Source organism: Citrobacter sp. H12-3-2 (genome assembly GCF_009649895.1).
Classification (GTDB): Bacteria; Pseudomonadota; Gammaproteobacteria; order Enterobacterales; family Enterobacteriaceae; genus Citrobacter; species Citrobacter portucalensis.
Genome location: NZ_CP045837.1, coordinates 1,593,568 through 1,618,954, shown reverse-complemented (window position 1 = coordinate 1,618,954; position 25,387 = coordinate 1,593,568). Strand labels below are relative to the sequence as shown.

22 protein-coding genes are annotated in these 25,387 nt (G+C 52.2%); 17 read left to right on the top strand and 5 right to left on the bottom strand.

Features of this window, described 5'->3' with window-relative positions:
• Positions 1-25: 25 nt before the first annotated feature.
• The 4 genes from ubiG to yfaE all read left to right on the top strand — a co-directional run bounded on the left by ubiG (position 26) and on the right by yfaE (position 4,954).
• Positions 26-754 (top strand): bifunctional 2-polyprenyl-6-hydroxyphenol methylase/3-demethylubiquinol 3-O-methyltransferase UbiG, encoded by a 729-nt coding sequence (gene ubiG, locus GHC22_RS07655; RefSeq protein ID WP_008785314.1) that lies wholly within the window; start codon positions 26-28, stop codon positions 752-754.
• A 419-nt stretch (positions 755-1,173) separates the two neighbouring features.
• Positions 1,174-3,459: a class 1a ribonucleoside-diphosphate reductase subunit alpha gene (nrdA, locus tag GHC22_RS07650; protein WP_008785315.1), complete on the top strand. Its 2,286-nt coding sequence runs from the start codon at positions 1,174-1,176 to the stop codon at positions 3,457-3,459.
• A gap of 110 nt (positions 3,460-3,569) precedes the next feature.
• On the top strand, positions 3,570-4,700 hold the full coding sequence (gene nrdB, locus GHC22_RS07645; protein ID WP_003834668.1) for a class Ia ribonucleoside-diphosphate reductase subunit beta: 1,131 nt from the start codon (positions 3,570-3,572) through the stop codon (positions 4,698-4,700).
• Positions 4,700-4,954 (top strand): ferredoxin-like diferric-tyrosyl radical cofactor maintenance protein YfaE, encoded by a 255-nt coding sequence (gene yfaE, locus GHC22_RS07640; RefSeq protein ID WP_003027609.1) that lies wholly within the window; start codon positions 4,700-4,702, stop codon positions 4,952-4,954. Before nrdB ends, yfaE begins: the two co-directional genes overlap by 1 nt.
• Before the next feature lie 3 nt (positions 4,955-4,957).
• Here yfaE and GHC22_RS07635 read toward each other — a convergent pair whose 3' ends face one another.
• Entirely contained in the window at positions 4,958-6,148 is a 1,191-nt protein-coding gene (locus tag GHC22_RS07635) for an MFS transporter (RefSeq protein WP_153752594.1), read from the bottom strand.
• A gap of 160 nt (positions 6,149-6,308) precedes the next feature.
• Here GHC22_RS07635 and GHC22_RS07630 point away from each other — a divergent pair, with 160 nt between their 5' ends.
• Positions 6,309-7,187, top strand: coding sequence for a LysR family transcriptional regulator (locus GHC22_RS07630; RefSeq protein WP_153752592.1), 879 nt, complete (start codon positions 6,309-6,311; stop codon positions 7,185-7,187).
• 61 nt (positions 7,188-7,248) lie between these two features.
• Here GHC22_RS07630 and glpQ read toward each other — a convergent pair whose 3' ends face one another.
• Positions 7,249-8,316 (bottom strand): glycerophosphodiester phosphodiesterase, encoded by a 1,068-nt coding sequence (gene glpQ / locus GHC22_RS07625; protein ID WP_048234857.1) that lies wholly within the window; start codon positions 8,314-8,316, stop codon positions 7,249-7,251.
• A 3-nt stretch (positions 8,317-8,319) separates the two neighbouring features.
• Positions 8,320-9,678 (bottom strand): glycerol-3-phosphate transporter, encoded by a 1,359-nt coding sequence (gene glpT, locus GHC22_RS07620; RefSeq protein ID WP_153752590.1) that lies wholly within the window; start codon positions 9,676-9,678, stop codon positions 8,320-8,322.
• A gap of 270 nt (positions 9,679-9,948) precedes the next feature.
• Here glpT and glpA point away from each other — a divergent pair, with 270 nt between their 5' ends.
• The 4 genes from glpA to GHC22_RS07600 all read left to right on the top strand — a co-directional run bounded on the left by glpA (position 9,949) and on the right by GHC22_RS07600 (position 15,114).
• Entirely contained in the window at positions 9,949-11,577 is a 1,629-nt protein-coding gene (glpA, locus tag GHC22_RS07615; protein ID WP_153752589.1) for an anaerobic glycerol-3-phosphate dehydrogenase subunit A, read from the top strand.
• On the top strand, positions 11,567-12,826 hold the full coding sequence (gene glpB, locus GHC22_RS07610; protein ID WP_100272090.1) for a glycerol-3-phosphate dehydrogenase subunit GlpB: 1,260 nt from the start codon (positions 11,567-11,569) through the stop codon (positions 12,824-12,826). The genes glpA and glpB overlap by 11 nt, the downstream gene beginning before the upstream one ends.
• On the top strand, positions 12,823-14,013 hold the full coding sequence (glpC, locus tag GHC22_RS07605; RefSeq protein WP_048224697.1) for an anaerobic glycerol-3-phosphate dehydrogenase subunit GlpC: 1,191 nt from the start codon (positions 12,823-12,825) through the stop codon (positions 14,011-14,013). The genes glpB and glpC overlap by 4 nt, the downstream gene beginning before the upstream one ends.
• 183 nt (positions 14,014-14,196) lie before the next feature.
• Positions 14,197-15,114 (top strand): Rpn family recombination-promoting nuclease/putative transposase, encoded by a 918-nt coding sequence (locus GHC22_RS07600; RefSeq protein ID WP_153752587.1) that lies wholly within the window; start codon positions 14,197-14,199, stop codon positions 15,112-15,114.
• 38 nt (positions 15,115-15,152) lie between these two features.
• Here the strand turns inward: GHC22_RS07600 and GHC22_RS07595 are convergent, their stop codons facing one another.
• Positions 15,153-16,349, bottom strand: coding sequence for a nicotinamide mononucleotide deamidase-related protein YfaY (locus GHC22_RS07595; protein ID WP_153752585.1), 1,197 nt, complete (start codon positions 16,347-16,349; stop codon positions 15,153-15,155).
• A gap of 79 nt (positions 16,350-16,428) precedes the next feature.
• Positions 16,429-16,971, bottom strand: coding sequence for a YfaZ family protein (locus tag GHC22_RS07590; RefSeq protein ID WP_071445251.1), 543 nt, complete (start codon positions 16,969-16,971; stop codon positions 16,429-16,431).
• 317 nt (positions 16,972-17,288) lie between these two features.
• Between GHC22_RS07590 and nudI the strand changes: the two genes are divergently transcribed.
• From nudI to arnF, 8 genes are all read left to right on the top strand, one after another.
• Positions 17,289-17,714, top strand: coding sequence for a nucleoside triphosphatase NudI (nudI, locus tag GHC22_RS07585; protein ID WP_048215870.1), 426 nt, complete (start codon positions 17,289-17,291; stop codon positions 17,712-17,714).
• A 294-nt stretch (positions 17,715-18,008) separates the two neighbouring features.
• Positions 18,009-19,148 (top strand): UDP-4-amino-4-deoxy-L-arabinose aminotransferase, encoded by a 1,140-nt coding sequence (gene arnB, locus GHC22_RS07580; protein ID WP_153753965.1) that lies wholly within the window; start codon positions 18,009-18,011, stop codon positions 19,146-19,148.
• A 2-nt stretch (positions 19,149-19,150) separates the two neighbouring features.
• Complete coding sequence (gene arnC / locus GHC22_RS07575) at positions 19,151-20,134, top strand: undecaprenyl-phosphate 4-deoxy-4-formamido-L-arabinose transferase (RefSeq protein ID WP_042307134.1); 984 nt, start codon at positions 19,151-19,153, stop codon at positions 20,132-20,134.
• Entirely contained in the window at positions 20,131-22,113 is a 1,983-nt protein-coding gene (gene arnA, locus GHC22_RS07570; protein WP_153752583.1) for a bifunctional UDP-4-amino-4-deoxy-L-arabinose formyltransferase/UDP-glucuronic acid oxidase ArnA, read from the top strand. The genes arnC and arnA overlap by 4 nt, the downstream gene beginning before the upstream one ends.
• Entirely contained in the window at positions 22,110-23,012 is a 903-nt protein-coding gene (arnD, locus tag GHC22_RS07565) for a 4-deoxy-4-formamido-L-arabinose-phosphoundecaprenol deformylase (protein WP_153752581.1), read from the top strand. Before arnA ends, arnD begins: the two co-directional genes overlap by 4 nt.
• Positions 23,009-24,667, top strand: coding sequence for a lipid IV(A) 4-amino-4-deoxy-L-arabinosyltransferase (gene arnT, locus GHC22_RS07560; RefSeq protein ID WP_153753964.1), 1,659 nt, complete (start codon positions 23,009-23,011; stop codon positions 24,665-24,667). The genes arnD and arnT overlap by 4 nt, the downstream gene beginning before the upstream one ends.
• Positions 24,664-24,999, top strand: coding sequence for a 4-amino-4-deoxy-L-arabinose-phosphoundecaprenol flippase subunit ArnE (gene arnE, locus GHC22_RS07555; protein WP_003834709.1), 336 nt, complete (start codon positions 24,664-24,666; stop codon positions 24,997-24,999). Before arnT ends, arnE begins: the two co-directional genes overlap by 4 nt.
• Positions 24,999-25,385 carry a 4-amino-4-deoxy-L-arabinose-phosphoundecaprenol flippase subunit ArnF gene (gene arnF, locus GHC22_RS07550; protein WP_048224714.1) on the top strand — a complete coding sequence of 129 codons (387 nt, stop codon included), beginning with the start codon at positions 24,999-25,001 and terminating at the stop codon, positions 25,383-25,385. The genes arnE and arnF overlap by 1 nt, the downstream gene beginning before the upstream one ends.
• Positions 25,386-25,387 lie beyond the last annotated feature (2 nt).

Below are 25,387 nucleotides of genomic sequence, written 5' to 3'. Positions count from 1 at the left end.
CGCAAATTTAGGAGTAGAAGCCCCAATGAATGCCGAAAAACCTCCGGTAGCTCACAACGTTGACCATGAAGAAATTGCCAAGTTTGAAGCAGTCGCGTCACGCTGGTGGGATCTTGAGGGTGAATTTAAGCCGCTGCACCGCATTAACCCACTGCGTCTGGGCTATATTACTGAGCGCTCAGGCGGCCTGTTTGGTAAAAAGGTACTCGACGTCGGATGCGGCGGCGGTATTCTGGCGGAGAGCATGGCGCGCGAAGGTGCTACCGTCACCGGACTGGACATGGGTTTTGAACCGCTGCAGGTAGCAAAACTGCATGCACTGGAAAGCGGTATCCAGGTAGAGTACGTACAAGAAACCGTCGAAGAGCATGCGGAAAAGCATGCACATCAGTATGACGTTGTCACCTGTATGGAAATGCTGGAGCACGTGCCAGACCCACAGTCAGTGGTCAGAGCTTGCGCCAGGCTGGTCAAACCGGGTGGCGAAGTATTTTTCTCCACGCTTAACCGCAACGGCAAATCCTGGCTGATGGCGGTGGTCGGAGCGGAATATATTCTGCGCATGGTGCCGAAAGGCACGCACGATGTGAAAAAATTTATTAAGCCTGCTGAATTATTAGAGTGGGTTGACCAGACCGTACTGAAAGAGCGCCATATGACCGGCCTGCATTACAACCCCATCACCAACACCTTCAAACTTGGCCCGGGCGTTGATGTGAACTATATGGTACATACCACCGCCAAGGTTGATTAACCGCTCCTGTAGGCCGGATAAAGCGTGCAACGCCGCCATCCGGCATGCTTACTGGAACCATGCCTGATGACGTTTCGCTTATCAGGCCTACAAATCCTGTGCCAGATCATAAGAACTTTCCTTGCCTTAGATGAAGAAATCAGCACTCGATCAAATTTTCTATTTTTTTTCTCAATTATTGACATCCCCGCCAGGCCTTATAAGACGCGCACTTAGCGATTATCACCCTTTTGCAACCTCAATTTAACCTCAAAATCAACTCTTGTGCTGAAAAGAATCCCTACTAGAATACTCACCATATAGCGTCTATTTTATCAAACAACCCCTACATATAGTATTTATCCACAGACTTAGTCACAACATGACTCTGTGGATAATATGGGGGATATTTTTTCTTTCACGGACAGGTAAAAAACCACATGAATCAGAGTCTGCTGGTGACAAAGCGTGATGGTAGTACAGAGCGCATCAATCTCGACAAAATCCACCGAGTTCTGGATTGGGCGGCAGAAGGACTGAATAACGTATCGATTTCTCAGGTCGAGCTGCGCTCCCACATTCAGTTTTATGACGGAATCAAGACCTCCGACATCCATGAAACAATCATCAAAGCAGCCGCCGACCTGATCTCCCGCGAAGCGCCGGATTATCAGTATCTGGCTGCCCGTCTGGCGATTTTCCACCTGCGTAAAAAAGCGTACGGTGAGTTTGAACCGCCAAAGCTGTTCGACCATGTCGTGAAAATGGTTGAAATGGGCAAATACGACAATCATCTGCTGGAAGACTACACGGAAGAAGAGTTCAAGCAGATGGACTCGTTCATCGTACACGACCGTGATATGACCTTCTCCTACGCTGCGGTGAAGCAGTTGGAAGGTAAATATTTGGTGCAAAACCGTGTTACCGGTGAGATCTATGAAAGCGCACAGTTCCTCTACATTCTGGTAGCGGCTTGCCTGTTCTCTAACTATCCGCGTGAAACACGTCTGCAATATGTAAAACGTTTCTACGACGCCGTTTCTACGTTCAAAATCTCGCTGCCGACGCCAATTATGTCCGGCGTGCGTACCCCAACGCGTCAGTTCAGCTCCTGCGTACTAATCGAGTGCGGCGACAGCCTGGACTCCATCAACGCAACCTCCAGCGCAATTGTGAAATACGTTTCTCAGCGTGCCGGTATCGGCATTAACGCTGGTCGCATCCGTGCGCTGGGTAGCCCGATTCGCGGCGGTGAAGCGTTCCACACCGGCTGTATTCCGTTCTACAAGCATTTCCAGACTGCGGTGAAATCCTGCTCTCAAGGTGGCGTACGCGGTGGTGCAGCCACGCTGTTCTACCCAATGTGGCACCTGGAAGTTGAAAGCCTGCTGGTCCTGAAAAACAACCGTGGCGTCGAAGGTAACCGCGTTCGTCACATGGACTACGGCGTACAGATCAACAAGCTGATGTACACCCGCCTGCTGAAAGGCGGTGACATCACCCTGTTTAGCCCGTCTGACGTCCCGGGTCTGTATGACGCGTTCTTCGCCGATCAGGATGAGTTCGAGCGTCTGTACACCCAATATGAAAACGACGACAGCATCCGCAAACAGCGCGTGAAAGCAGTTGAGCTGTTCTCACTGATGATGCAGGAACGTGCCTCGACCGGTCGTATCTACATTCAGAACGTTGACCACTGCAACACCCATAGCCCGTTTGATCCGGTTGTCGCGCCGGTACGCCAGTCCAACCTGTGCCTGGAAATTGCCCTGCCGACCAAACCGCTGACCGACGTTAACGATGAAAACGGCGAAATTGCACTGTGTACGCTGTCCGCATTTAACCTGGGCGCTATCGAAAGCCTGGACGAACTGGAAGAGCTGGCTGTACTGGCTGTACGTGCGCTGGATGCGCTGCTCGATTACCAGGATTATCCGATTCCGGCCGCCAAGCGCGGTGCGATGGGTCGTCGTACGCTGGGTATTGGCGTGATCAACTACGCTTACTGGCTGGCGAAAAACGGTAAACGCTACTCTGACGGCAGCGCCAATAACCTGACTCACAAAACCTTTGAAGCGATTCAATATTACCTGTTGAAGGCTTCTAACGAGCTGGCAAAAGAGCAAGGCGCATGCCCATGGTTTAACGAAACCACCTATGCGAAAGGTATTCTGCCGATTGATACCTATAAAAAAGATCTTGATGCTATCGCTAACGAACCGCTGCATATGGACTGGGAACAGCTGCGTGAATCTATCAAGACTTACGGCCTGCGTAACTCCACGCTGTCAGCCCTGATGCCGTCCGAGACCTCTTCACAGATCTCCAACGCCACCAACGGTATTGAACCACCACGCGGTTACGTGAGCATCAAAGCGTCGAAAGATGGGATTCTGCGTCAGGTCGTGCCGGACTACGAACACCTGCACGACGCATACGAACTGCTGTGGGAAATGCCAAACAACGACGGCTATCTGCAGCTGGTAGGCATCATGCAGAAATTTATCGATCAGTCGATTTCCGCCAACACCAACTACGATCCGTCGCGCTTCCCGTCCGGAAAAGTACCGATGCAGCAGTTGCTGAAAGACCTGCTCACCGCCTACAAATTTGGTGTCAAAACGCTGTATTATCAGAACACCCGTGACGGTGCGGAAGACTCTCAGGACGATCTGGTACCGTCCATTCAGGACGATGGCTGCGAAAGCGGCGCATGTAAGATTTAATCTTTTGCCGGGTGGCGTAACGCTAACCCGGCCTACAAATTAATTCGCGGTATTGTAGGCCGGATAAGCAAAGCGCATCCGGCAGTACATTCCAGACAGGATTCACATCAATGGCATACACCACTTTTTCACAGACGAAAAATGATCAGCTTCTGGAACCGATGTTCTTCGGCCAGCCGGTGAACGTCGCCCGCTACGATCAGCAAAAATATGACATCTTTGAAAAACTGATCGAAAAGCAGCTCTCTTTCTTCTGGCGTCCGGAAGAAGTCGATGTTTCTCGCGATCGTATCGACTTCCAGGCATTGCCGGAACATGAAAAACATATCTTCATCAGCAACCTGAAGTATCAGACGCTGCTGGACTCCATTCAGGGACGTAGTCCTAACGTCGCGCTGCTGCCGTTAATCTCGATCCCTGAACTGGAAACCTGGGTGGAAACGTGGGCGTTTTCTGAAACGATCCACTCCCGCTCTTACACCCACATCATCCGTAATATTGTTAACGATCCGGCGGTGGTGTTTGACGATATCGTCACCAACGAGCAAATCCAGAAACGCGCAGAAGGCATCTCCAGCTACTACGACGAATTGATCGAGATGACCAGCTACTGGCATTTGCTCGGTGAAGGTACGCATACCGTTAATGGTAAAACGGTTGTCGTAAACCTGCGTGAGCTGAAGAAGAAGCTGTATCTGTGCCTGATGAGCGTGAACGCGCTGGAAGCGATCCGCTTTTATGTCAGCTTCGCCTGCTCTTTCGCCTTCGCCGAACGTGAACTGATGGAAGGCAACGCGAAAATTATTCGTCTGATCGCCCGCGACGAAGCCCTGCACCTGACCGGTACTCAGCATATGCTGAACCTGCTGCGCAGCGGCGTGGACGATCCGGAGATGGCGGAAATTGCCGAAGAGTGCAAACAAGAGTGCTACGACCTGTTCGTACAGGCCGCGCTGCAGGAAAAAGAGTGGGCAGATTATCTGTTCCGTGATGGCTCAATGATTGGCCTGAACAAAGACATTCTGTGCCAGTACGTTGAGTACATCACCAACATCCGTATGCAGGCTGTTGGACTCGATCTGCCATTCCAGACACGTTCTAACCCGATCCCTTGGATCAATACCTGGCTGGTGTCTGACAACGTCCAGGTTGCGCCGCAGGAAGTGGAAGTCAGCTCTTATCTGGTCGGCCAGATCGATGCCGAAGTCGATACTGACGATCTGAGTAACTTCCAGCTCTGATGGGCCGCGTGACTCTGCGCATCTCTGGCACGCAGTTGCTGTGCCAGGATGAACACCCTTCCCTGCTTGCCGCGCTCGAGTCGCACGATGTTGAAGTCGAATATCAGTGTCGTGAAGGCTACTGCGGCTCCTGCCGTACCCGCCTGGTGGCGGGACAGGTTGACTGGATTGCAGAACCGCTGGCCTTCATTCAGCCCGGTGAAATATTGCCGTGCTGTTGCCGGGCAAAAGGCGATATTGAAATAGAGCTGTAGTGTTTAGTGAACTTCATGCGCGGAGACCAGTACCACGTCTCCGCGTTTTTTCATCTGCATGATATACAGCGCCCCGGCCAGTACCACCAGCAGCGCCCCCACCAGATAAATCGCCCGATATCCCACACCCTCGACCATCATCCCCATGATAAACGCGCCGATTGCCATTCCCGCATCCATCGCATTGAAAAACAGCGAATTGGCGATACCAATTTTATGGGGTTCCACCGAACTAATAATTTGTGCCTGAAATACGGGTGTGACCGAACCATAACCGATGCCAATTAATCCACCGGAAATAATCATCATAATGCTGCCGTTAGTATAGCCAAGCGCCACCAGCCCGACGGTGAAAGCCAGCAAACACGGATAGACCACGTATTTCGGCCCTTTTTTATCACAAACATTGCCGGTAAAGGTTCGACAGATCATCAGGCAAATGGCGTAACACAACAGGAAATTACTGGCGGCGGCCATCAGATCGAGCTCGCGCGCATACAGTGCGAGAAAAGCGGAAACGCCCGCGTAGGAAAAGGTCATGAAAAACGTCACCATCGCGAAAGGCAGTGCGGCGCGATCAAACATAGCAGCAAATCCCAGCTTCGGTTTTGAGCCGTCAGCATGACGGATAACCGGCGGTACGGCGACAATCAATGACAGGATAATACCCAGTACGGCAACCGCGCTACACAGCCAGAATGCAGTGGTAAAAGCTTCCCAGCGTGCCATGTTCAGCCCTACCCACGGCCCCACAACCATTGCCAGTCCCATGGCTAACGAGAAAAAACTGATGCCCTCCCCACGTCGGGAGGCCGGTATCAACCGCGCGGAAATCGTTCCTTTTACCGTGGTAATAACGCCAAACGTTACACCATGAAGCACCCGAATCAACAGCAGTGATTCAATTGAGTGGCAAACAGGATACAGCGCAGTGACCACCAAAAAGGCCAGAGAAGAGAGCACCAGAATTGTTTTATTCGAATATTTTCCTACCCATTGTCCCGCAAACGGGCGCACAACAATGGCGGCCCCCAAAAAGAAGGTGACTAATAATCCGGCCTTATCTGGAGTGGCATGCAGTCGATCCGAAATATAGATCGGTAACAGCGTGAGCAGGACATAAAAAACAAAAAATATAATAAAGCTGATTATCGTTATTGCCCAAAAATCTTTCGTCCACAGTTTTTCTTTCATATTCGACAACCTGTCCAGACGGCGCACGCAGGCAACGCTCAGCTCAACTGAACTACGGACAGGTGCGTCGAAGTGTGATTTTACGGTAGACCGCAAGTATAAACAGGTCCATTATATTAGAGAAATTAATCGTTTTAATATTGTTGATTAGAGGGAGCTAATGACATTAACCCAGATCCACGCCCTGCTTGCCGTACTTGAGTACGGTGGTTTTACCGAAGCCAGCAAGCGGCTGTACATGACCCAATCCGCCGTTAGCCAGGCAATTTCAGCGCTAGAGGAAGAGCTAGGGGTTGATATTATTATCCGCGAACGCCGCAAAGACATTCAACTTAGTCCGGCCGGGAGTCGGATCGTTTCACACCTGCGGACGATCGTGTCTGAAACCAACGCGGTGAAAGAGATTGCCGAGCAAGAGCGACAAAACCCGGCCAGAGCCCTGCGAATCGGCTGCTTTCCCAGCGCCTGTGCCTGTATTTTGCCCGGTATCATCCACCACTTCGAGCAGCACCACCCGCATATCAAAATTATCCCTTATGAGGAAAACAGCACGGCAATCGTTGATTCCCTGCGCAGTGGGGACATCGATGCGGGATTTGTGCATTTCCCGGTAAATGGCATGTACTGCGTACCGGTGTATCGCGACAAATTTACCGTTGTAGTTCCTGAAAGCCATCCGCTGGCGGCCAATAGCACAATTTCAGTGGAACAACTGGTTGGAGAACCGCTCATTATCAGCAAAGGTCGCTATGAATTAAGCATCATGACGCTATTTAAAGAGAAGGGAATTGAACCGGTCATTAAATACGAGTTTAACCATCCGGATACCGCGATGAGCTTTATTCGTCAGGGGCTGGGTATAGCGTTATTACCGGAATTAACGCTGAAGGCGGTTGGTGGGAAAGTACGCTCAGTCGCGCTGGAACCGACGTTCTATCGACAGATATCCTTACTGGCAAAAGAGCCGCCGGTGGACGGCAGCCCTTTATTTCTCCTGCAGGCATGTATGGAAACGTTGACAGCAGACGGCCTTATCTAGCAGTTAAAACGTTTCATCCATTTAGGCCTGTGACCGGAGGTGCATCACAGGCCTTACGCCATCACTCTTTATTCAAGAATTTCACTGCTTTGTCGGGGAAGTCGGTGAACAGCCCGTCAACGTCCGCCTTGTTATAAAGAATGTCATACAGCTGGTTTACGTCAGTGGTGTAATCCGGCAGTTGATCGGCGCGAACGGTATAAGGATGCACCACCATCTTATTCTGATGTGCGTCCTGCACCATGCCAGTTAACGAGATATTGCCCTTCTTCGACTTCTCATCAATCAGCATGTGGTAGTCCGGCCCAATGCCGTCCGCATACTGCGCAACCTGCTTCATGGCACCCGGCTTAAACATCCAGTCGTAGTTGTAATTAACCCAACTACCGTCCGGCTTTTTCTCCTGAGTTTCATTCCAGTCGGTGTACGCAATCAACTGTACCAGATTGAGATCCATCCCCATCTTCGGTTCCAGTTCATTTTTAATGCGCTTCAACTCTGCAACATCAAAACACTGTAGATAGACCTTGTCGTTCTTGTCGGTATACCCGTACTTTTTCAGCACTTCCAGCGTCTTAGCCGCAATGTCCTTCCCTTCCTGGTGATGGAACCACGGCGCTTTCATTTCCGGGTAAATACCGATGTTTTTACCGGTGGAATGATTTAATCCCTGAACAAACTCAATCTCTTCTTCGAACGTGTGCACGCGGAAATCAGATTTACCCATCGGGAAGCGCCCTGGGTAGGTCTGGACCTTTTTGCCATTTTCGATATCGAAGCCTTCGGTAAATTTCAGCGATTTAATTTCATCCAGCGTAAAGTCGATAGCGTAGTAACGCCCGTCTTTACGCGCCCGATCCGGGAAACGCTCGGCAACATCGGTGACGCGGTCAAGATAGTGGTCATGCAGGACGACCAGATGGTCATCCTTGGTCATAACCAAATCCTGCTCCAGATAATCCGCCCCCTGGGCATAGGCCATCGCCTTTGCTGGCAGCGTATGCTCCGGCAGATAACCGCTGGCGCCACGATGCGCAATCACGATTTTATCTGCGGCAACAGCTGCACTGCTGACTACCATACCTGCGAGCATCAGCGCCACGCTGAGACTTTTCAATGTGGTTTTCATCTATTAGCCCCCGTTACGCTTCAGTTCCATCTCTTCGTGATGGCGTTTTTCGCCAATCATGACGACTACCAGCAGAATAACCGCCAGCACGCTACCGCCAATCATTACCATAAAGCCGCCGTCCCAACCGAAGAAGTCAACGGTGTAGCCAACAATGGCGCTCGCGGCCACAGAACCGCCGAGATAACCGAACAGACCGGTAAAGCCAGCCGCCGTTCCCGCCGCTTTTTTCGGTGCCAGTTCCAGCGCGTGCAGACCAATCAACATTACCGGACCGTAGATCAGGAAGCCGATGATGATCATACAAGCCATATCCACGTTCGGGTTGCCTGCCGGGTTCATCCAGTAAACGATGGTCGCAATAGTTACCAGCGTCATAAAGAACACGCCGGTCGCGCCACGGTTACCACGGAAGACTTTATCCGACATCCAGCCGCACAGCAGCGTGCCTGGAATACCCGCATACTCATACAGGAAGTAGGCCCAGGATGATTTGTCCAGTGCGAAATGCTTCACTTCTTTCAGGTAAGTTGGTGACCAGTCCAGGATGCCGTAGCGCAGCAGATAAACAAACACGTTGGCGATAGCGATGTACCACAACAGTTTGTTCGGCAGTACGTACTGCATGAAGATCTGCTTCGCAGTCAGCTCTTCTTCCGCTTTCTCGGTGTAATCGTCCGGATAGTCGTTCTTATACTCTTCGATAGGCGGCAGACCACAGGACTGCGGTGTATCACGCATCAGGGCAAAAGCAATCAGCGCGACGACGATCGCACCGAAAGCAGGCATATACAGCGCCGCTTTCCAGTCATTGAACCAGGCCATACCCAGCAGGAACAACAGCGGAGGCAGACCGCCACCCACGTTATGCGCACAGTTCCAGACGGAAACAATGCCTCCACGCTCTTTCTGCGACCACCAGTGCACCATGGTACGGCCACACGGCGGCCAGCCCATCCCCTGGAACCATCCGCAGAGGAACAGCAGCACAAACATAATAGCAATGCTCGATGTCGCCCACGGCACAAAGCCCATGAACAACATCACAGCGGCGGCCAGTATCAGACCGGCTGGCAGGAAAACGCGCGGATTCGAGCGATCCGAAATGGACCCCATGATGAATTTCGAAAATCCGTAAGCAATGGAGATACCGGACAACGCAAAACCCAGATCGCCACGCGAGAAACCTTGTTCAACCAGATACGGCATCGCAAGGGCAAAGTTCTTACGTACCAGATAGTACGCGGCATAACCAAAGAAAATCCCCAGAAAAATCTGCCAACGTAATCGACGATCTGTCGGGTCGATCTCCGCTGCAGGTAAACGCGCCGTGTGTGACGCTGGTTTAAAAATGCTCAACATAGTGTAGCCTCCGTGGCCGTCTTTCATTCGAAGTAAACACTGCAGTTCGTCATTACTACCCTACCGCTCCCAGTGTGGCCGCGATGTTAAGGAAAGATACATAACAAAAATGTGAAACGCAGCACATATTGTTACAGATTTATGACAAATGTTCATAAAGGCGCACGAAATCACGTTTCATTTTCGAATAATGAGCGATTATGCGCGAAATCAAACAATCCATGTTTTTTATGTGGCTAAATGATAAAAAACGAACTGTGAGGAAAAACAATGAAAACTCGCGACTCGCAAACAAGTGACGTGATTATCATTGGTGGAGGAGCAACAGGTGCAGGGATCGCACGTGACTGTGCGCTGCGCGGGTTGCGCGTCATCTTAGTGGAACGCCACGATATCGCCACAGGTGCGACCGGACGCAACCACGGCCTGCTGCACAGCGGTGCACGCTACGCCGTCACCGACGCTGAATCTGCCCGTGAGTGCATCAGCGAAAACCAAATTCTGAAACGTATCGCCCGTCATTGCGTTGAGCCAACGGACGGTCTGTTTATTACTCTGCCGGAGGATGAGCTTTCCTTCCAGGCCACCTTTATTCGCGCCTGTGAAGAGGCAGGGATTCGCGCAGAAGCGATTGACCCTCAGCAGGCACGTATTATCGAACCTTCTGTGAATCCACAGCTGATTGGTGCAGTAAAAGTACCAGACGGCACGGTCGATCCTTTCCGCTTAACAGCAGCTAACATGCTGGATGCGCGTGAGCATGGCGCGGTTATCTTAACGGCGCATGAAGTGACGGGACTGATCCGCGAAGGCGCAACGGTTTGCGGCGTTAACGTGCGCAATCATCTGACAGGCGAAATGCAGTCCCTGCATGCACCGGTTGTCGTCAACGCCGCTGGGATCTGGGGTCAACGCATTGCGGAATATGCCGATCTGAGCATCCGTATGTTCCCGGCCAAAGGTTCGTTGCTGATTATGGATCATCGCATTAACCAGCATGTCATTAACCGCTGCCGTAAGCCCTCTGACGCCGATATTCTGGTGCCTGGCGATACTATTTCACTGATCGGTACCACCTCACAGCACATTGATTACGACGATATCGACAGCAACCGCGTCACCGCAGAAGAGGTCGATATTCTGCTGCGTGAAGGCGAGAAGTTGGCGCCGATTATGGCGAAAACGCGCATTTTACGCGCCTACTCCGGCGTACGCCCGCTGGTGGCCAGCGACGACGACCCAAGCGGTCGTAACGTCAGCCGTGGGATTGTACTGTTCGATCACGCTGAACGTGACGGACTGGAAGGGTTTATCACCATTACCGGCGGCAAACTGATGACCTACCGCCTGATGGCGGAATGGGCCACCGATGCCGTTTGCCGTAAGCTGGGCAATACCCAGCCTTGCACAACGGCAGACACCACGCTGCCTGGCTCACAGGAATCTACCGAGCATACGCTTAAACGCGTGATCTCATTGCCAGCGCCACTACGCGGCTCGGCGGTCTACCGTCACGGCGATCGCACCCCTGCGTGGCTTAGCGAAGGCCGCCAGCACCGCAGTCTGGTCTGTGAATGCGAAGCAGTCACCGCAGGCGAAGTGCAATACGCCGTCGAGAATTTAACCGTCAACAGCCTGCTCGATTTGCGTCGCCGTACCCGTGTTGGAATGGGGACCTGCCAGGGCGAATTGTGTGCCTGTCGCGCCGCAGGTTTGCTGCAACGTTTCAATGTCACTACCGCAGCGCAGTCCATTACCCAGCTTTCCGACTTCCTCAACGAACGCTGGAAAGGCGTGCAGCCTATCGCCTGGGGAGATGCGCTGCGCGAAAGCGAATTCACGCGCTGGGTTTATCAAGGGTTGTGTGGTCTGGAAAAGGAGCACCAGGATGAAATTTGATACCGTCATTATCGGCGGCGGCCTCGCCGGACTGCTATGTGGCCTGCAACTGCAAAAAAGCGGACTGCGCTGCACGATTGTTACCCGCGGCCAAAGCGCCCTGCATTTTTCCTCCGGCTCACTGGATTTGCTCAGCAGCTTACCCGATGGTCAGCCGGTGACGGATATAGAAGCGGGTTTGAATGCGCTGCGCACTCAGGCACCCGCACATCCGTATAGCACCATCGGAACGCAGAACGTTCTGGAACTGGCCCAACAGGCGCAAAATTTACTGGAAGAATGCGGAACGCATTTGCAGGGCAAAGTGCATCAGGCACATCAACGTGTTACCCCGCTGGGCACCCTGCGCTCAACCTGGTTAAGTTCCCCGGAAGTGCCGGTCTGGCCGCTGTCCGCGCAGCGTATCTGCGTTGTAGGGATTAGCGGGTTACTGGATTTTCAGGCGCATCTCGCCGCGGCGTCATTACGCCAACGCAATCTCAGCGTCGAGACGGCAGAAATCGAGCTACCGGAGCTGGATGTCCTGCGTGATAACCCAACCGAGTTTCGTGCCGTTAATATTGCGCGCCTGCTGGATAACGAAGATAAATGGTCGCTGCTCTATGACGCATTGCTGCCAATGGCAAAAACCTGCGACATGATAATCATGCCGGCATGCTTTGGTCTGGCCGATGAGCGGCTCTGGCAGTGGCTTAACGAGCGCCTCCCCTGCTCGCTGACACTGTTACCGACCCTACCACCTTCGGTACTGGGCATGCGTTTGCACAACAAATTACAGCGCCAGTTTGTGCGCCAGGGCGGTGTGTGGATGCCGGGTGATGAAGTGAAAAAAATCACCTGTCAGGATGGCGTGGTCAGCGAAATCTGGACCCGAAATCATGCCGATATCCCCTTGCGGCCACGTTTCGCCGTGCTCGCCAGCGGCAGTTTCTTCAGCAGCGGGCTGGTCGCCACGCGTGAGGCAATCTACGAACCAATCCTGGGACTGGATGTACAGCAAACAGCTACCCGCGCCGAGTGGTATCAGCGTGATGTTTTCGATCCACAACCGTGGCAACAGTTTGGCGTGACTACCGATTCCGCATTACGCCCATCACTGGCGGGAAAAACGATAGAGAACATGTATGCCATTGGTTCCGTCCTCGGCGGATTCGACCCTATCTCCCAGGGTTGCGGAGGCGGCGTGTGCGCAGTTAGCGCCTTACATGCCGCGCATCATATTGCGAAACGTGCAGGAGGACAGCAATGAGCGACACACGTTTTGAAAGTTGTATCAAATGTACGGTGTGCACCACCGCCTGCCCGGTAAGCCGCGTCAATCCGAGCTACCCGGGCCCTAAGCAGGCCGGCCCGGACGGTGAACGCCTGCGCCTGAAAGATGGCGCGCTATATGACGACGCGCTGAAATACTGCATCAACTGTAAACGCTGCGAAGTGGCCTGTCCGTCAGACGTGAAAATCGGCGATATCATCCAGCGCGCGCGCGCCAAATACGACACGACGCGCCCATCGTTGCGTAACTTTGTCTTAAGTCATACCGATTTAATGGGCAGCGTATCCACCCCCTTCGCCCCTATAGTGAATACCGCCACCTCATTAAAACCGGTGCGTCAACTGCTGGATTACGCGTTAAAAATCGATCATCGCCGTACGCTGCCGAAGTACTCCTTTGGCACCTTCCGCCGCTGGTATCGCAGCGTTGCCGCACAGCAGGCGCAATACCAGGATCAGGTCGCCTTTTTCCACGGCTGTTTTGTGAATTACAACCATCCCCAGCTCGGCAAAGACCTGATCAAGGTGTTGAATGCAATGGGTACTGGTGTGCAACTGCTGAGTAAAGAGAAATGCTGCGGCGTACCGCTGATTGCCAACGGTTTTACCGATAAAGCGCGTAAGCAGGCTGTCAGCAACGTGGCCTCGCTCAGGGAGGCAATTGATGGCAAAGGCATTCCGGTGATCGCCACCTCATCAACCTGTACCTTTGCGCTACGTGATGAATATCCGGAAGTGCTGGATGTCGACAACTCAGGCCTGCGTGAACACATTGAACTGGCAACCCGCTGGCTATGGCGCAAGCTGGATGAAGGTAAAACGCTGCCGCTGAAAACGCTGCCGCTGAAGGTGGTCTATCACACGCCATGTCACATGGAGAAAATGGGCTGGACGCTCTATACGCTGGAGCTACTGCGACAAATTCCAGGGCTGGAGCTGACGGTGCTGGATTCTCAGTGTTGCGGGATTGCCGGGACTTACGGCTTTAAAAAGGAAAACTATCCGACTTCACAGTCTATTGGCGCACCGTTATTCCGCCAAATTGAAGAAAGCGGCGCTGATATCGTCGTCACCGACTGCGAAACCTGTAAATGGCAGATTGAGATGTCTACAAGCAAAAGCTGCGAACATCCTATCACCCTGCTTGCCAAAGCGTTGGGTTAACTCTGTTGCCCGGTGGTGTTTGCTACCGGGCATTTTTGCGTAGCCCGTTCCGCTTAATTGAATACGTTGCAGTCGGACGTACTTATCTCTGGTTCACCCACGCAAAGAACCCATTTCCCGCATGCAGCGCATATTAAAAGTGGATACCGTCACGCCATCTTCTCTTTCTGGTGACGGACTACCATGGCTAAATCCACTACATCTACACCGCATGATGCCGTTTTTAAAAAGATAATGTCTTACCCTGAGATGGCTCGGGATTTTCTGGAGATACACCTTCCTATCGCATTACGTGAGATATGTGATTTACAAACGCTGAAGCTGGAGTCCACCAGTTTTATCGAACAAGATCTCCGCGCATACTACTCCGACGTAGTGTGGTCACTAAAAACCCGCGAAGGTCAGGGCTATATTTATTGTGTTATTGAACATCAGAGTACCGCGGTACCGCATATGGCATTTCGCCTGATGCGTTATGCCACCGCGGCGATGCAGCATCATCTTGATGCCGGGAATAAAACGCTGCCGCTGGTGATCCCCATGCTATTTTATCACGGTCAACAAAGTCCCTATCCCTGGTCGCTCAACTGGCTGGATGAATTTGATAATCCGCAACTGGCGCGACAACTGTATTCTGAGGCTTTTCCGCTGGTCGACATTACCGTAATACCTGACGATGAAATTGCGCAGCATCGCAGGGTTGCGCTGCTTGAATTGATGCAAAAACATATCCGCGATCGTGACTTAATGGGGTTAGTGGATCGACTGGTCTCGCTATTAGTTACAAGCACTGCTAATGACAGCCAGCTACAAACGCTATTTAATTACCTGATACGGTACGGCGACGTTTCTCGCGTCAGCGAGTTTATCCGCGAAGTTGCCGAACGATCCCCCCATCACAAGGAGAAGCTGATGACAATTGCAGAGAGGCTCAGGCAGGAAGGCCACCAAAATGGACTGCAAGAAGGGATACAGCAAGGGGTGCAAAAAGGTATGCAAGAAGAAGCCTTACGTATCGCTCACATAATGCTGGAACAAGGTATTGATCGTGATTTAGTTCAGTTAATTACCGGGCTATTGCCTGGCGATACCACCGCATGAGCCAGATTGGGAAGGTATTTAGCCTTCCCAATCTGTGATTAAATTGTCAACGATTCAACCACTTCAATCCAGCCGTGTTCGCTGGCAACATCCTGGTCGTTTAGCCAGCGGCGCAGCATATTTAGCGCCATCATCGCGCACACTTCCTGACGAATCGCCAGGCTGTAGCGATTTGCATTCAGCCGTACGCGCAAGGCGTGTGTCCCATCAGCCGTGGCCAGGGCAAAGTTAATATGTTCGTTTTCGAAAGCCGATATAGCGAGTGCTAATCCAGCATAATGCTTGCTGCGTCGCTCAGTTATCCAATGCGCCGTTTGCGCCAGCGTTTCTTCCTGAGGCGGAACCACTTCACTCGCCAACAGTGGCGCATTCGCACGAGAAAGCTGCAATGCCACCAGACCACCGGTGAATTGTTCGCTCAGCGTCAGGCTGAATTGCCGTTCTTGCAACGTGCGGGCGATTTGCGCGGGTAAGCCTTCCGTACCTTCAAAAATCATATTCTGCCCGGCAACCCGCTTAACTTCTGGCCACAGCGCCAGCATCGCTTCCCGTTGGGAATCCGGCCCGGTCAGCTTCAGCTCAATAATCGGCATTGAGGAGCGATAACCCATTGTTACTCCCGGAGGCAACGGGAGCGGATCCAGGCTCTGCGCCAGGTCGCTTTCAGAACGGCCAAAGGTGGTTAATCGCAGGCATAACGGGGGCTGAGCCAAAGAGAAACGCTCACGCAAACGAGGCAGGATCTCATGCTCCACCATGACTTTGAATTCTGACGGTACACCCGGTGTAAAGAACATCAGGCAGCGGTTAAGCTTCAGGGCGAACCCGCACGCGGTACCCACCGGATTATTGATAAACTCAGCGCTGGCCGGAAGTTCAGCCTGTTTGCGGTTGCTTGGCGCCATCACGCGGCCACGATCGCGGAAATATCGCTCCATCTCGGCCAGCCATGCTTCATGCAGCACCAACCCTTCGCCTTTTGCCGTTGCCGCTGCCAGCGCGCTCAAATCATCGCTGGTAGGTCCCAGACCGCCATTAACGATCAGTACATCGGCGTGCTCGCTACGCTCACGCAAAACGGCGACCAAATCGTTAAGATTGTCACCTACCGTGTTGCGGCGTGTTAGCGGTAAACCCTGATTAAAGAAAAAATCGGCCAGCCAGGCGGCATTGGTGTCGACGATTTGTCCGTGCAACACTTCATCCCCTGTGGATAGCATCTCCACGTTTAACATCGTGTTCTCCAGCTTTTATGATGAAAACACTATAACGCATGAAGAGGGGAAGGCGCGACTGAACGCCGCGCCAGAAATGTTAGAAGCTGGCGTTAACCCCAACGTACGGGCCATCAGCAATTGCGTTATCACGGTTGCCGTCTTTGCCTGCAAGGTTCAGGTAACGATAACCGGCTTCGATGCTCAGCGGACGCATAATGGTCAGACGCGCACCGGCATTCGCTTCTTCATAGCTGTCGATACCGCTGGAAAGTGAATCAGGAGAGTAATAATACTCACCAAACAGACGGAAGCTATCGCCAATTGGCCATTGTAAACCACCACCGACAGCAGCAGCATAACCTTCATCGCCATCGTTTGGATTGGTATAAACACCTTTACCACCAACGGTCGCCATCAGCGGCCCCAGTGGGATATTCAGACCAAGGCCCAGCCCGGCAACATCACCGTCATCATCGTTATGCATCCAGTTACCACTGACAGCCAGACCGGTGGTCTCAGTACCTATACCAAATCCAAGGTTGGTGTAATCTTCGCCAGCCTGACCATTAATGCTAATCGCGTTCGCCGACGCGGAAACAAACAGCATTCCGGCAAAACCCAACAGTAAACTTTTTTTCATTTTCTATCCTTTCCAGCAAGAATCAAAACATAGCCCCAAAACCGATGAATTGTACTGTCAGATGGCGAGGAATCAATGAGCTAAAAAAGCGATGCAATGACATATTGTAACTAAATACTACTCACAAGATTAATTTAAGGTTAAATTCTTGTGCCAATTACACAGTTGGACGTCCCAGAACGTCATTTTCAACAAACATCCTGTTTTCCCTGCCAAAGCGCTCTTAATCACCGATGAAACATTTTTTCTGCCGCCAGCAAAAGGTAAGATGCGTGCATGACGGAATTTTCTCTACTTCCCCAACAAGGACTCGAATGATGCGCCAAAGAACGATTGTATGCCCATTAATTCAAAACGATGGCTGTTATTTACTCTGCAAAATGGCTGATGACCGCGGTGTGTTTCCCGGCCAGTGGGCGCTTTCTGGCGGCGGTGTTGAACCAGGTGAACGTATTGAAGAAGCTCTGCGCCGTGAAGTGAGGGAAGAGCTGGGCGAACAACTGGTGTTATCAGAAATTACCCCCTGGACCTTCAGTGATGATATTCGCACTAAAACCTATGCTGATGGCAGTCAGGAAGAGATTTACATGATTTATCTTATCTTCGATTGTGTCGCGGCAAATCGTGAAGTGAAGATTAACGAAGAGTTCCAGGCATTCGCCTGGGTTAAACCAGAAGATCTCAGTGCCTACGATTTAAATATCGCCACACGTAAGACGTTGACCTTGAAGGGGTTACTTTAAGTTATCATTATAATAGCGACATGAATATTCCCCTCTTAATAGCGGCATTGCAGCCACCTGTCTACAGTAAGCAGCAGTGTCGCCAAGACAACATAATCCCCATAAAAGTTATTTACTATCAAATGTATATAGAGAGAATGTCGCTATTTTCTTGCCTCTCTCAAACCTTAAACTCTTAAGGATAAATTAACCTTCAGCCATTAACCTTTGTAGCCTGATGAAATAATTAACGACGCCCCTGTTTATCACTAAAAATAAAACTTCGGTGGCGTTAAATGGCTTGAAGGAATAATGATGTCTGACTTTTTGCCTTTCTCTCGCCCGGCCATGGGCGCTGAAGAACTTGCCGCAGTGAAGGCGGTTCTGGACTCTGGATGGATAACCACCGGCCCGAAAAATCAACAGTTGGAAGAGGCTTTTTGCCAACTCACGGGGAATAAGCATGCCGTCGCCGTTTGCTCCGCCACTGCAGGAATGCACATTACGCTGATGGCGCTGGGCATTGGTGCAGGCGACGAGGTCATAACGCCGTCGATGACGTGGGTTTCTACCCTCAACATGATTGTGCTGCTGGGTGCATCGCCCGTCATGATCGACGTCGACCGCGATACGCTTATGGTGACACCTGAGCAAATTGAAGCCGCTATTACCCCACGAACCAAAGCCATTGTTCCAGTACATTATGCTGGCGCCCCCGCCGACCTCGACGCAATTTATGCCATTGGCGAGCGTTATGGAATCCCGGTAATAGAAGACGCAGCCCATGCCGTAGGGACATTGTATAAGGGCCGTCATGTCGGTGCTCGCGGCACGGCAATCTTCTCGTTTCACGCTATTAAAAATATCACCTGTGCGGAAGGTGGACTGATCGTTACCGACGACAGCCAGCTCGCTCAGCGGCTTCGCAGCCTGAAGTTTCACGGTCTGGGCGTTGATGCTTTTGATCGACAAACCTACGGCCGGGCACCACAAGCCGAAGTGCTTGCACCTGGATACAAATACAACCTGACGGATATTAACGCCGCTATTGCGCTGGTACAGCTCAATAAGCTGGAGCAACTGAACTCACGCCGGGCGCAAATTGCCCAGCACTATCAAAAAGCGCTGGCCGATATGCCATTACAGCCGCTGAGCCTACCGCAGTGGTCGCACGTTCATGCCTGGCACTTATTCATCATTCGTGTTGATGAAACGCGCTGCGGGTTGAGCAGAGATGCCCTGATGGAAACGCTGAAGACCAAAGATATCGGCACCGGTCTGCATTTTCGTGCGGCCCATACGCAAAAATATTATCGCGAACGCTTCACTACCCTTTCGCTCCCAAATACTGAATGGAACAGCGCGCGCATCTGCTCGCTGCCGTTATTCCCTGACATGACCGATGATGACACTCAGCGGGTCATTACGGCGCTTCGCGAGATAGCAGGACAATGAGCATGTTTGAAGCCACACCGATTAAAAAAGTCTCGGTTGTTATTCCCGTTTTTAATGAACAGGAAAGCCTGCCAGAGTTAATCAGACGCACCAGCGCCGCCTGCGAAAAATTGGGCAAAGACTATGAAATTCTGCTCATCGACGACGGCAGCAGCGACCGTTCCGCTCAGTTGATGATGGACGCCTCTCAGGCACCGAACAGCCATATTGTCTCTATTTTACTGAATCGTAATTACGGACAGCACTCGGCGATTATGGCCGGTTTCAGCCATGTCACCGGAGACTTGATCATCACGCTGGATGCCGATTTGCAAAACCCGCCGGAGGAGATCCCTCGGTTGGTCGCCACTGCAGATGAGGGTTTCGATGTGGTAGGCACGGTACGCCAGAACCGTCAGGATAGCGTATTTCGTAAGACCGCCTCACGAATGATCAACCATCTGATCCAACGAACCACCGGTAAAGCAATGGGCGACTACGGCTGCATGCTACGCGCCTATCGCCGTCACATCGTCGATGCCATGCTGCATTGCCAGGAGCGCAGCACCTTTATCCCTATTCTGGCCAACATTTTTGCCCGTCGCGCCACGGAGATCCCGGTACATCATGCAGAGCGTGAATTTGGTGACTCCAAATACAGCTTCATGCGTCTGATCAACCTGATGTATGACCTGGTGACTTGCCTTACCACAACACCGCTTCGCATGTTGAGCCTGCTGGGCAGCGTGATCGCCGCCACGGGCTTTACCTTATCAGTCCTGCTTGTTGTTCTGCGCCTGACGCTCGGCCCACAGTGGGCAGCGGAGGGGGTATTCATGCTGTTTGCCGTCCTGTTTACCTTTATCGGCGCACAGTTTATTGGCATGGGTTTACTCGGCGAATATATCGGTCGAATCTATAACGATGTCCGCGCCCGCCCCCGCTATTTTGTTCAACACGTTATCCGCCCACAAACTACGCAGTCAACCGAGGAAAACCGCGCATGAAAGCCGTCGTATTTGCCTATCACGATATGGGATGTCAGGGTGTCCAGGCCTTGTTGGATGCAGGTTATGAAATCGCTGCCATTTTTACGCACACCGACAACCCGGGTGAAAAAGCGTTTTTTGGATCTGTTTCCCGCCTCGCGGCCAGCGCCGGTATTCCGGTTTACGCCCCAGACGAGGTTAATCATCCCCTGTGGATTGAGCGCATTAGCCAACTGGCACCCGATGTTATCTTCTCGTTCTACTATCGCCATTTACTGAGTGATGAGATCCTCAGTCTTGCCCCTAAGGGTGCATTTAATCTGCACGGCTCGCTGCTGCCGAAATACCGTGGTCGCGCGCCATTGAACTGGGTATTGGTCAATGGTGAAACCGAAACGGGCGTCACACTTCACCGCATGGTCAAACGCGCGGATGCTGGTGCCATAGTTGCCCAGCAGCGCGTTGCTATTTCACCGGATGATGTGGCGTTAACGCTGCACCATAAATTGTGCCAGGCTGCGCGTCACCTGCTGGAGCAGACACTGCCGGCCATCAACGCGGGAAGTTACTCCGAATTCCCTCAACAGGATGCAGATGCTACTTGTTTTGGTCGCCGTACGCCGGAAGATAGCTTCCTCGACTGGAACAAACCTGCCGCGGAGTTACATAACCAGGTCCGTGCCGTCAGCGATCCGTGGCCGGGCGCATTTAGCTATGTTGGCACGCAAAAGTTCACCGTCTGGTCATCGCACGTTTGCACAAACGACATTGCGGCCCAGCCGGGTACCGTCATCTCCGTGTCTCCTTTACTTATCGCCTGTGCCGATGGCGCACTGGAGATTATTACCGGACAAGCTGGCGATGGTATTGCAATGCAGGGTTCACAACTGGCGCAAGTTCTGGGTCTGGTGCCAGGTTCTCGCCTGAACAGCCAGTCAGTGACCACCAGCAAACGCCGTACTCGCGTACTGATCCTCGGCGTTAACGGCTTCATTGGTAACCATCTGACCGAGCGCCTGCTGCAAGAAGATAATTACGAAGTGTATGGACTCGATATTGGCAGCGACGCCATTGGGCGTTTCCTGCAACATCCGCGATTCCATTTCGTCGAAGGTGATATCAGCATTCACTCCGAATGGATTGAATATCATGTGAAAAAATGCGACGTTGTGCTGCCGCTGGTAGCGATCGCAACGCCTATCGAATATACCCGCAACCCGCTGCGCGTATTTGAGCTCGATTTTGAAGAGAACCTGAAAATCATTCGTTACTGCGTGAAATACCGCAAGCGCATCATTTTCCCGTCAACCTCCGAAGTCTACGGCATGTGTACCGACAAAGTCTTTGATGAAGACAGTTCAAATCTGATCGTCGGTCCGGTCAATAAACCACGCTGGATCTACTCCGTATCCAAGCAGCTGCTGGACCGTGTTATCTGGGCATACGGCGAAAAAGAGGGATTGCGCTTCACCCTGTTCCGCCCGTTTAACTGGATGGGACCGCGTCTGGACAGCCTTAACGCCGCGCGTATCGGCAGCTCACGCGCCATTACACAGCTGATCCTCAACCTCGTGGAAGGTTCACCGATCAAGCTGATTGAAGGCGGTAAGCAAAAACGCTGCTTTACCGACATTCGCGATGGTATCGAAGCCCTGTACCGCATCATTGAAAACGAAGGCGGCCGCTGTGACGGTGAGATTATCAACATCGGTAATCCACAGAACGAAGCAAGTATTCAGGAACTGGCAGAAATGCTGCTTTCCTGCTTTGAAAAACATCCGTTGCGTAACCACTTCCCTCCGTTTGCCGGTTTCCGTGACGTCGAAAGCAGCAGCTACTACGGTAAAGGTTATCAAGACGTTGAGCATCGTAAGCCTAACATTCGCAATGCAAAACGCTGCCTGAACTGGGAACCGACCATTGAGATGCAGGAAACGGTAGAAGAGACGCTGGACTTCTTCTTACGCAGTGTGGATATCACGGAACACACATCATGACCAAAGTAGGCTTGCGCATTGATGTCGATACATTCAGGGGGACGCGCGAAGGCGTGCCCCGCCTGCTGGAGACATTAAACCGACATAACGTTCGGGCAAGTTTTTTCTTTAGCGTTGGGCCTGACAACATGGGACGCCATCTCTGGCGTCTTGTGAAGCCGCAATTTCTGTGGAAAATGCTGCGTTCAAACGCAGCATCGCTCTACGGATGGGATATTTTATTGGCTGGAACCGCATGGCCGGGAAAAGAGATCGGCCAGGCCAACGCGGCAATCATTGCACAAACCGCCCAGATTCATGAAACCGGTTTGCATGCCTGGGATCATCACGCCTGGCAGGCGCGAAGCGGAAACTGGAATGACAAACAGCTGATTGATGATATTTCGCAAGGTATCACCGCACTTGAAGCCATCATCGGTCAGCCAGTCACCTGCTCTGCCGTTGCCGGATGGCGTGCCGACAACCGTGTCGTCCATGCCAAAGAAGCATTCCATCTGCGCTATAACAGTGACTGTCGAGGAACGTCGTTATTTCGTCCGGTGCTGGAATCCGGGAAAACGGGGACGCCACAAATTCCCGTCACCCTACCAACATGGGATGAAGTGGTTGGTCAGGAGGTCCAGGCGGTGGACTTCAACTCCTATATTCTCTCCCACATCCAGATGAGCAGAGGAACACCGGTGTACACCATTCATGCGGAAGTTGAAGGCATCGCCTTTCATCAGAACTTTGACGAGCTGCTTACTCGCGCCGCGGACATGGGGATGACATTCTGCCCGCTTGGCGAGCTGTTACCTGACGACATCAGTACGCTGCCGTTAGGACAGATAGTACGTGGAAAAATACCCGGCAGAGAGGGATGGCTCGGCTGCCAACAACCGGTGAGTGTGACACCATGAAACCTGCTGCCCGCTACACTCTGGCATTTATCGCTTTAATCGCACTGTATTTTATTTTACCTATCAACAGCCGTATGCTCTGGCAGCCTGATGAAACGCGCTATGCTGAAATCAGCCGGGAAATGCTCAACTCTGGTGACTGGATCGTTCCACACTTTTTAGGGCTGCGTTATTTTGAAAAACCAATTGCCGGATACTGGTTGAACAGCATCGGACAATGGCTGTTTGGCGCAAACAATTTTGGTGTCAGAGCGGGGGCTATTTTTGCCACTTTGTTGACCGCATTACTGGTAGCCTGGCTTGCCATGCTACTGTGGCATGATAAGCGTACCGCCGTACTCTCCTCCGCTATCTTTTTAACGTTTTTTTCGGTTTACAGCATCGGCACCTACGCGGTACTTGATCCCATCATAGCGCTTTGGCTGATGGCGGGCATGTGCTGTTTTTGGGAAGGCATGCAGGCCACCACCAGAACACGCAAAATCATCGCTTTTTTGTTGCTTGGGCTGACCTGCGGTATGGGTGTAATGACCAAAGGTTTTCTGGCACTCGCCGTCCCTGTGCTTAGCGTATTACCATGGGTTTTTGCTCAAAAGCGTTGGAAAGACCTCATTCTCTACGGTCTGCTGGCGGTGATCGGCTGCATCGCGATCGTACTACCGTGGGGTATAGCGATTGCACAACGCGAGCCGGATTTCTGGCATTACTTCTTCTGGGTTGAACATATTCAGCGCTTTGCGCAGGATGATGCCCAGCATAAGGCTCCTATCTGGTACTACATCCCGATATTTGTGGCAGGCACATTACCGTGGCTCGGTCTGCTTCCCGGCGCGCTGCGTACGGGCTGGCGTGAGCGGGATGTTCCGCGCAGTGCTCTGTACCTGTTAAGCTGGATTATTATGCCAATTCTGTTTTTCAGCATCGCGAAAGGAAAACTGCCGACCTATATTCTTTCCTGCTTCGCGCCGCTGGCGATATTAACGGCGCGCTTCGGCCTGCAGGCTGCGGAAAAAGACTCAGCATCCCTGCGCATCAATGGCTGGATCAACGTGCTATTTGGTGTCGTCGGCATCGTCGCTACGTTTATTGTTTCCACGCTGGGACCATTGAAGACGCCGGTCTGGTCGCATATCGAAACGTATAAGGTTTTTTGTGCCTGGGGCATCTTTATCATCTGGACGATTTTTGGCTGGTATACGCTAAATAACCGCGAGAAGAACTGGAAATTCGCAGCACTATGCCCATTAGGGCTGGCGCTGTTATTTGGCTTCTCCATTCCTGACCGGGTGATGGAATCTAAACAGCCGCAGTTTTTTGTCGAGATGACCAAAGAATCGCTAGAGCCGAGCCGTTATATTCTCACCGACAGCGTTGGCGTCGCTGCGGGACTGGCCTGGAGCCTGAAGCGCGACGACATCATGATGTACGGACAAACGGGCGAGTTAAAATACGGCCTCAGCTACCCAGATGCTCAAGGCCGCTTCGTCAGCCGGGAAGGCTTTGCCGACTGGTTAGCACAACATCGTCAACAAGGAAACATTACGCTCGTGCTCTCTGTCGGTAAGGATGAAGATATTAATCAGCTTGCCATCCCTCCCGCTGACTACATTGATAATCAGGGGCGTCTGGTCCTGATTCAGTATCGGCCCAAATGATCTGGATAGCCTTAGTCCTCGCCAGCCTGCTCAGCGTCTGCGGCCAGCTATGCCAGAAGCAGGCGACCCGACCGGTGTCTGTTCGTGCGCGAAAACGCTACATTACGCAATGGATTGGGCTTGCTCTGGCGAGCCTCGGTCTGGCCATGCTGCTATGGCTGGCGGTTTTACAAAACATTCCTGTCGGTATTGCCTATCCCATGCTGAGCCTTAACTTTGTCTGGGTTACTCTCGCGGCCTGGAAAATCTGGCGCGAACCCGTCACCACACGCCACTGGCTGGGCGTTGGGCTAATCATTACCGGCATATTTATTCTTGGGAGCGCAGTGTAATGGGCATATTTTGGGGATTATGTAGCGTTATTATCACCTCTGCTGCCCAGTTGAGCCTTGGCTTTGCGATGGATAATCTGCCGCCAATGCTGCAGCCGCTGGCGTTCATCTCTGCCGTATTCTCTGTCAGTATCGGAGCGTTTGCTTTATATGCCGGATTGACAGGGTATTTACTGTCAGTGATTTGTTGGCATAAAGCCCTACACCAACTCGCGCTGAGCAAAGCCTATGCCCTACTCAGCCTGAGCTATGTGCTGGTGTGGGTTGCCTCAATGATCCTGCCCGGCTGGCAGGGAACATTTTCAGTGAAAGCGCTGGCAGGGGTACTGTGCATCATGGCAGGGCTAATGACGATTTTTCTGCCTTCACGCAAACACCAGCCCTGAGA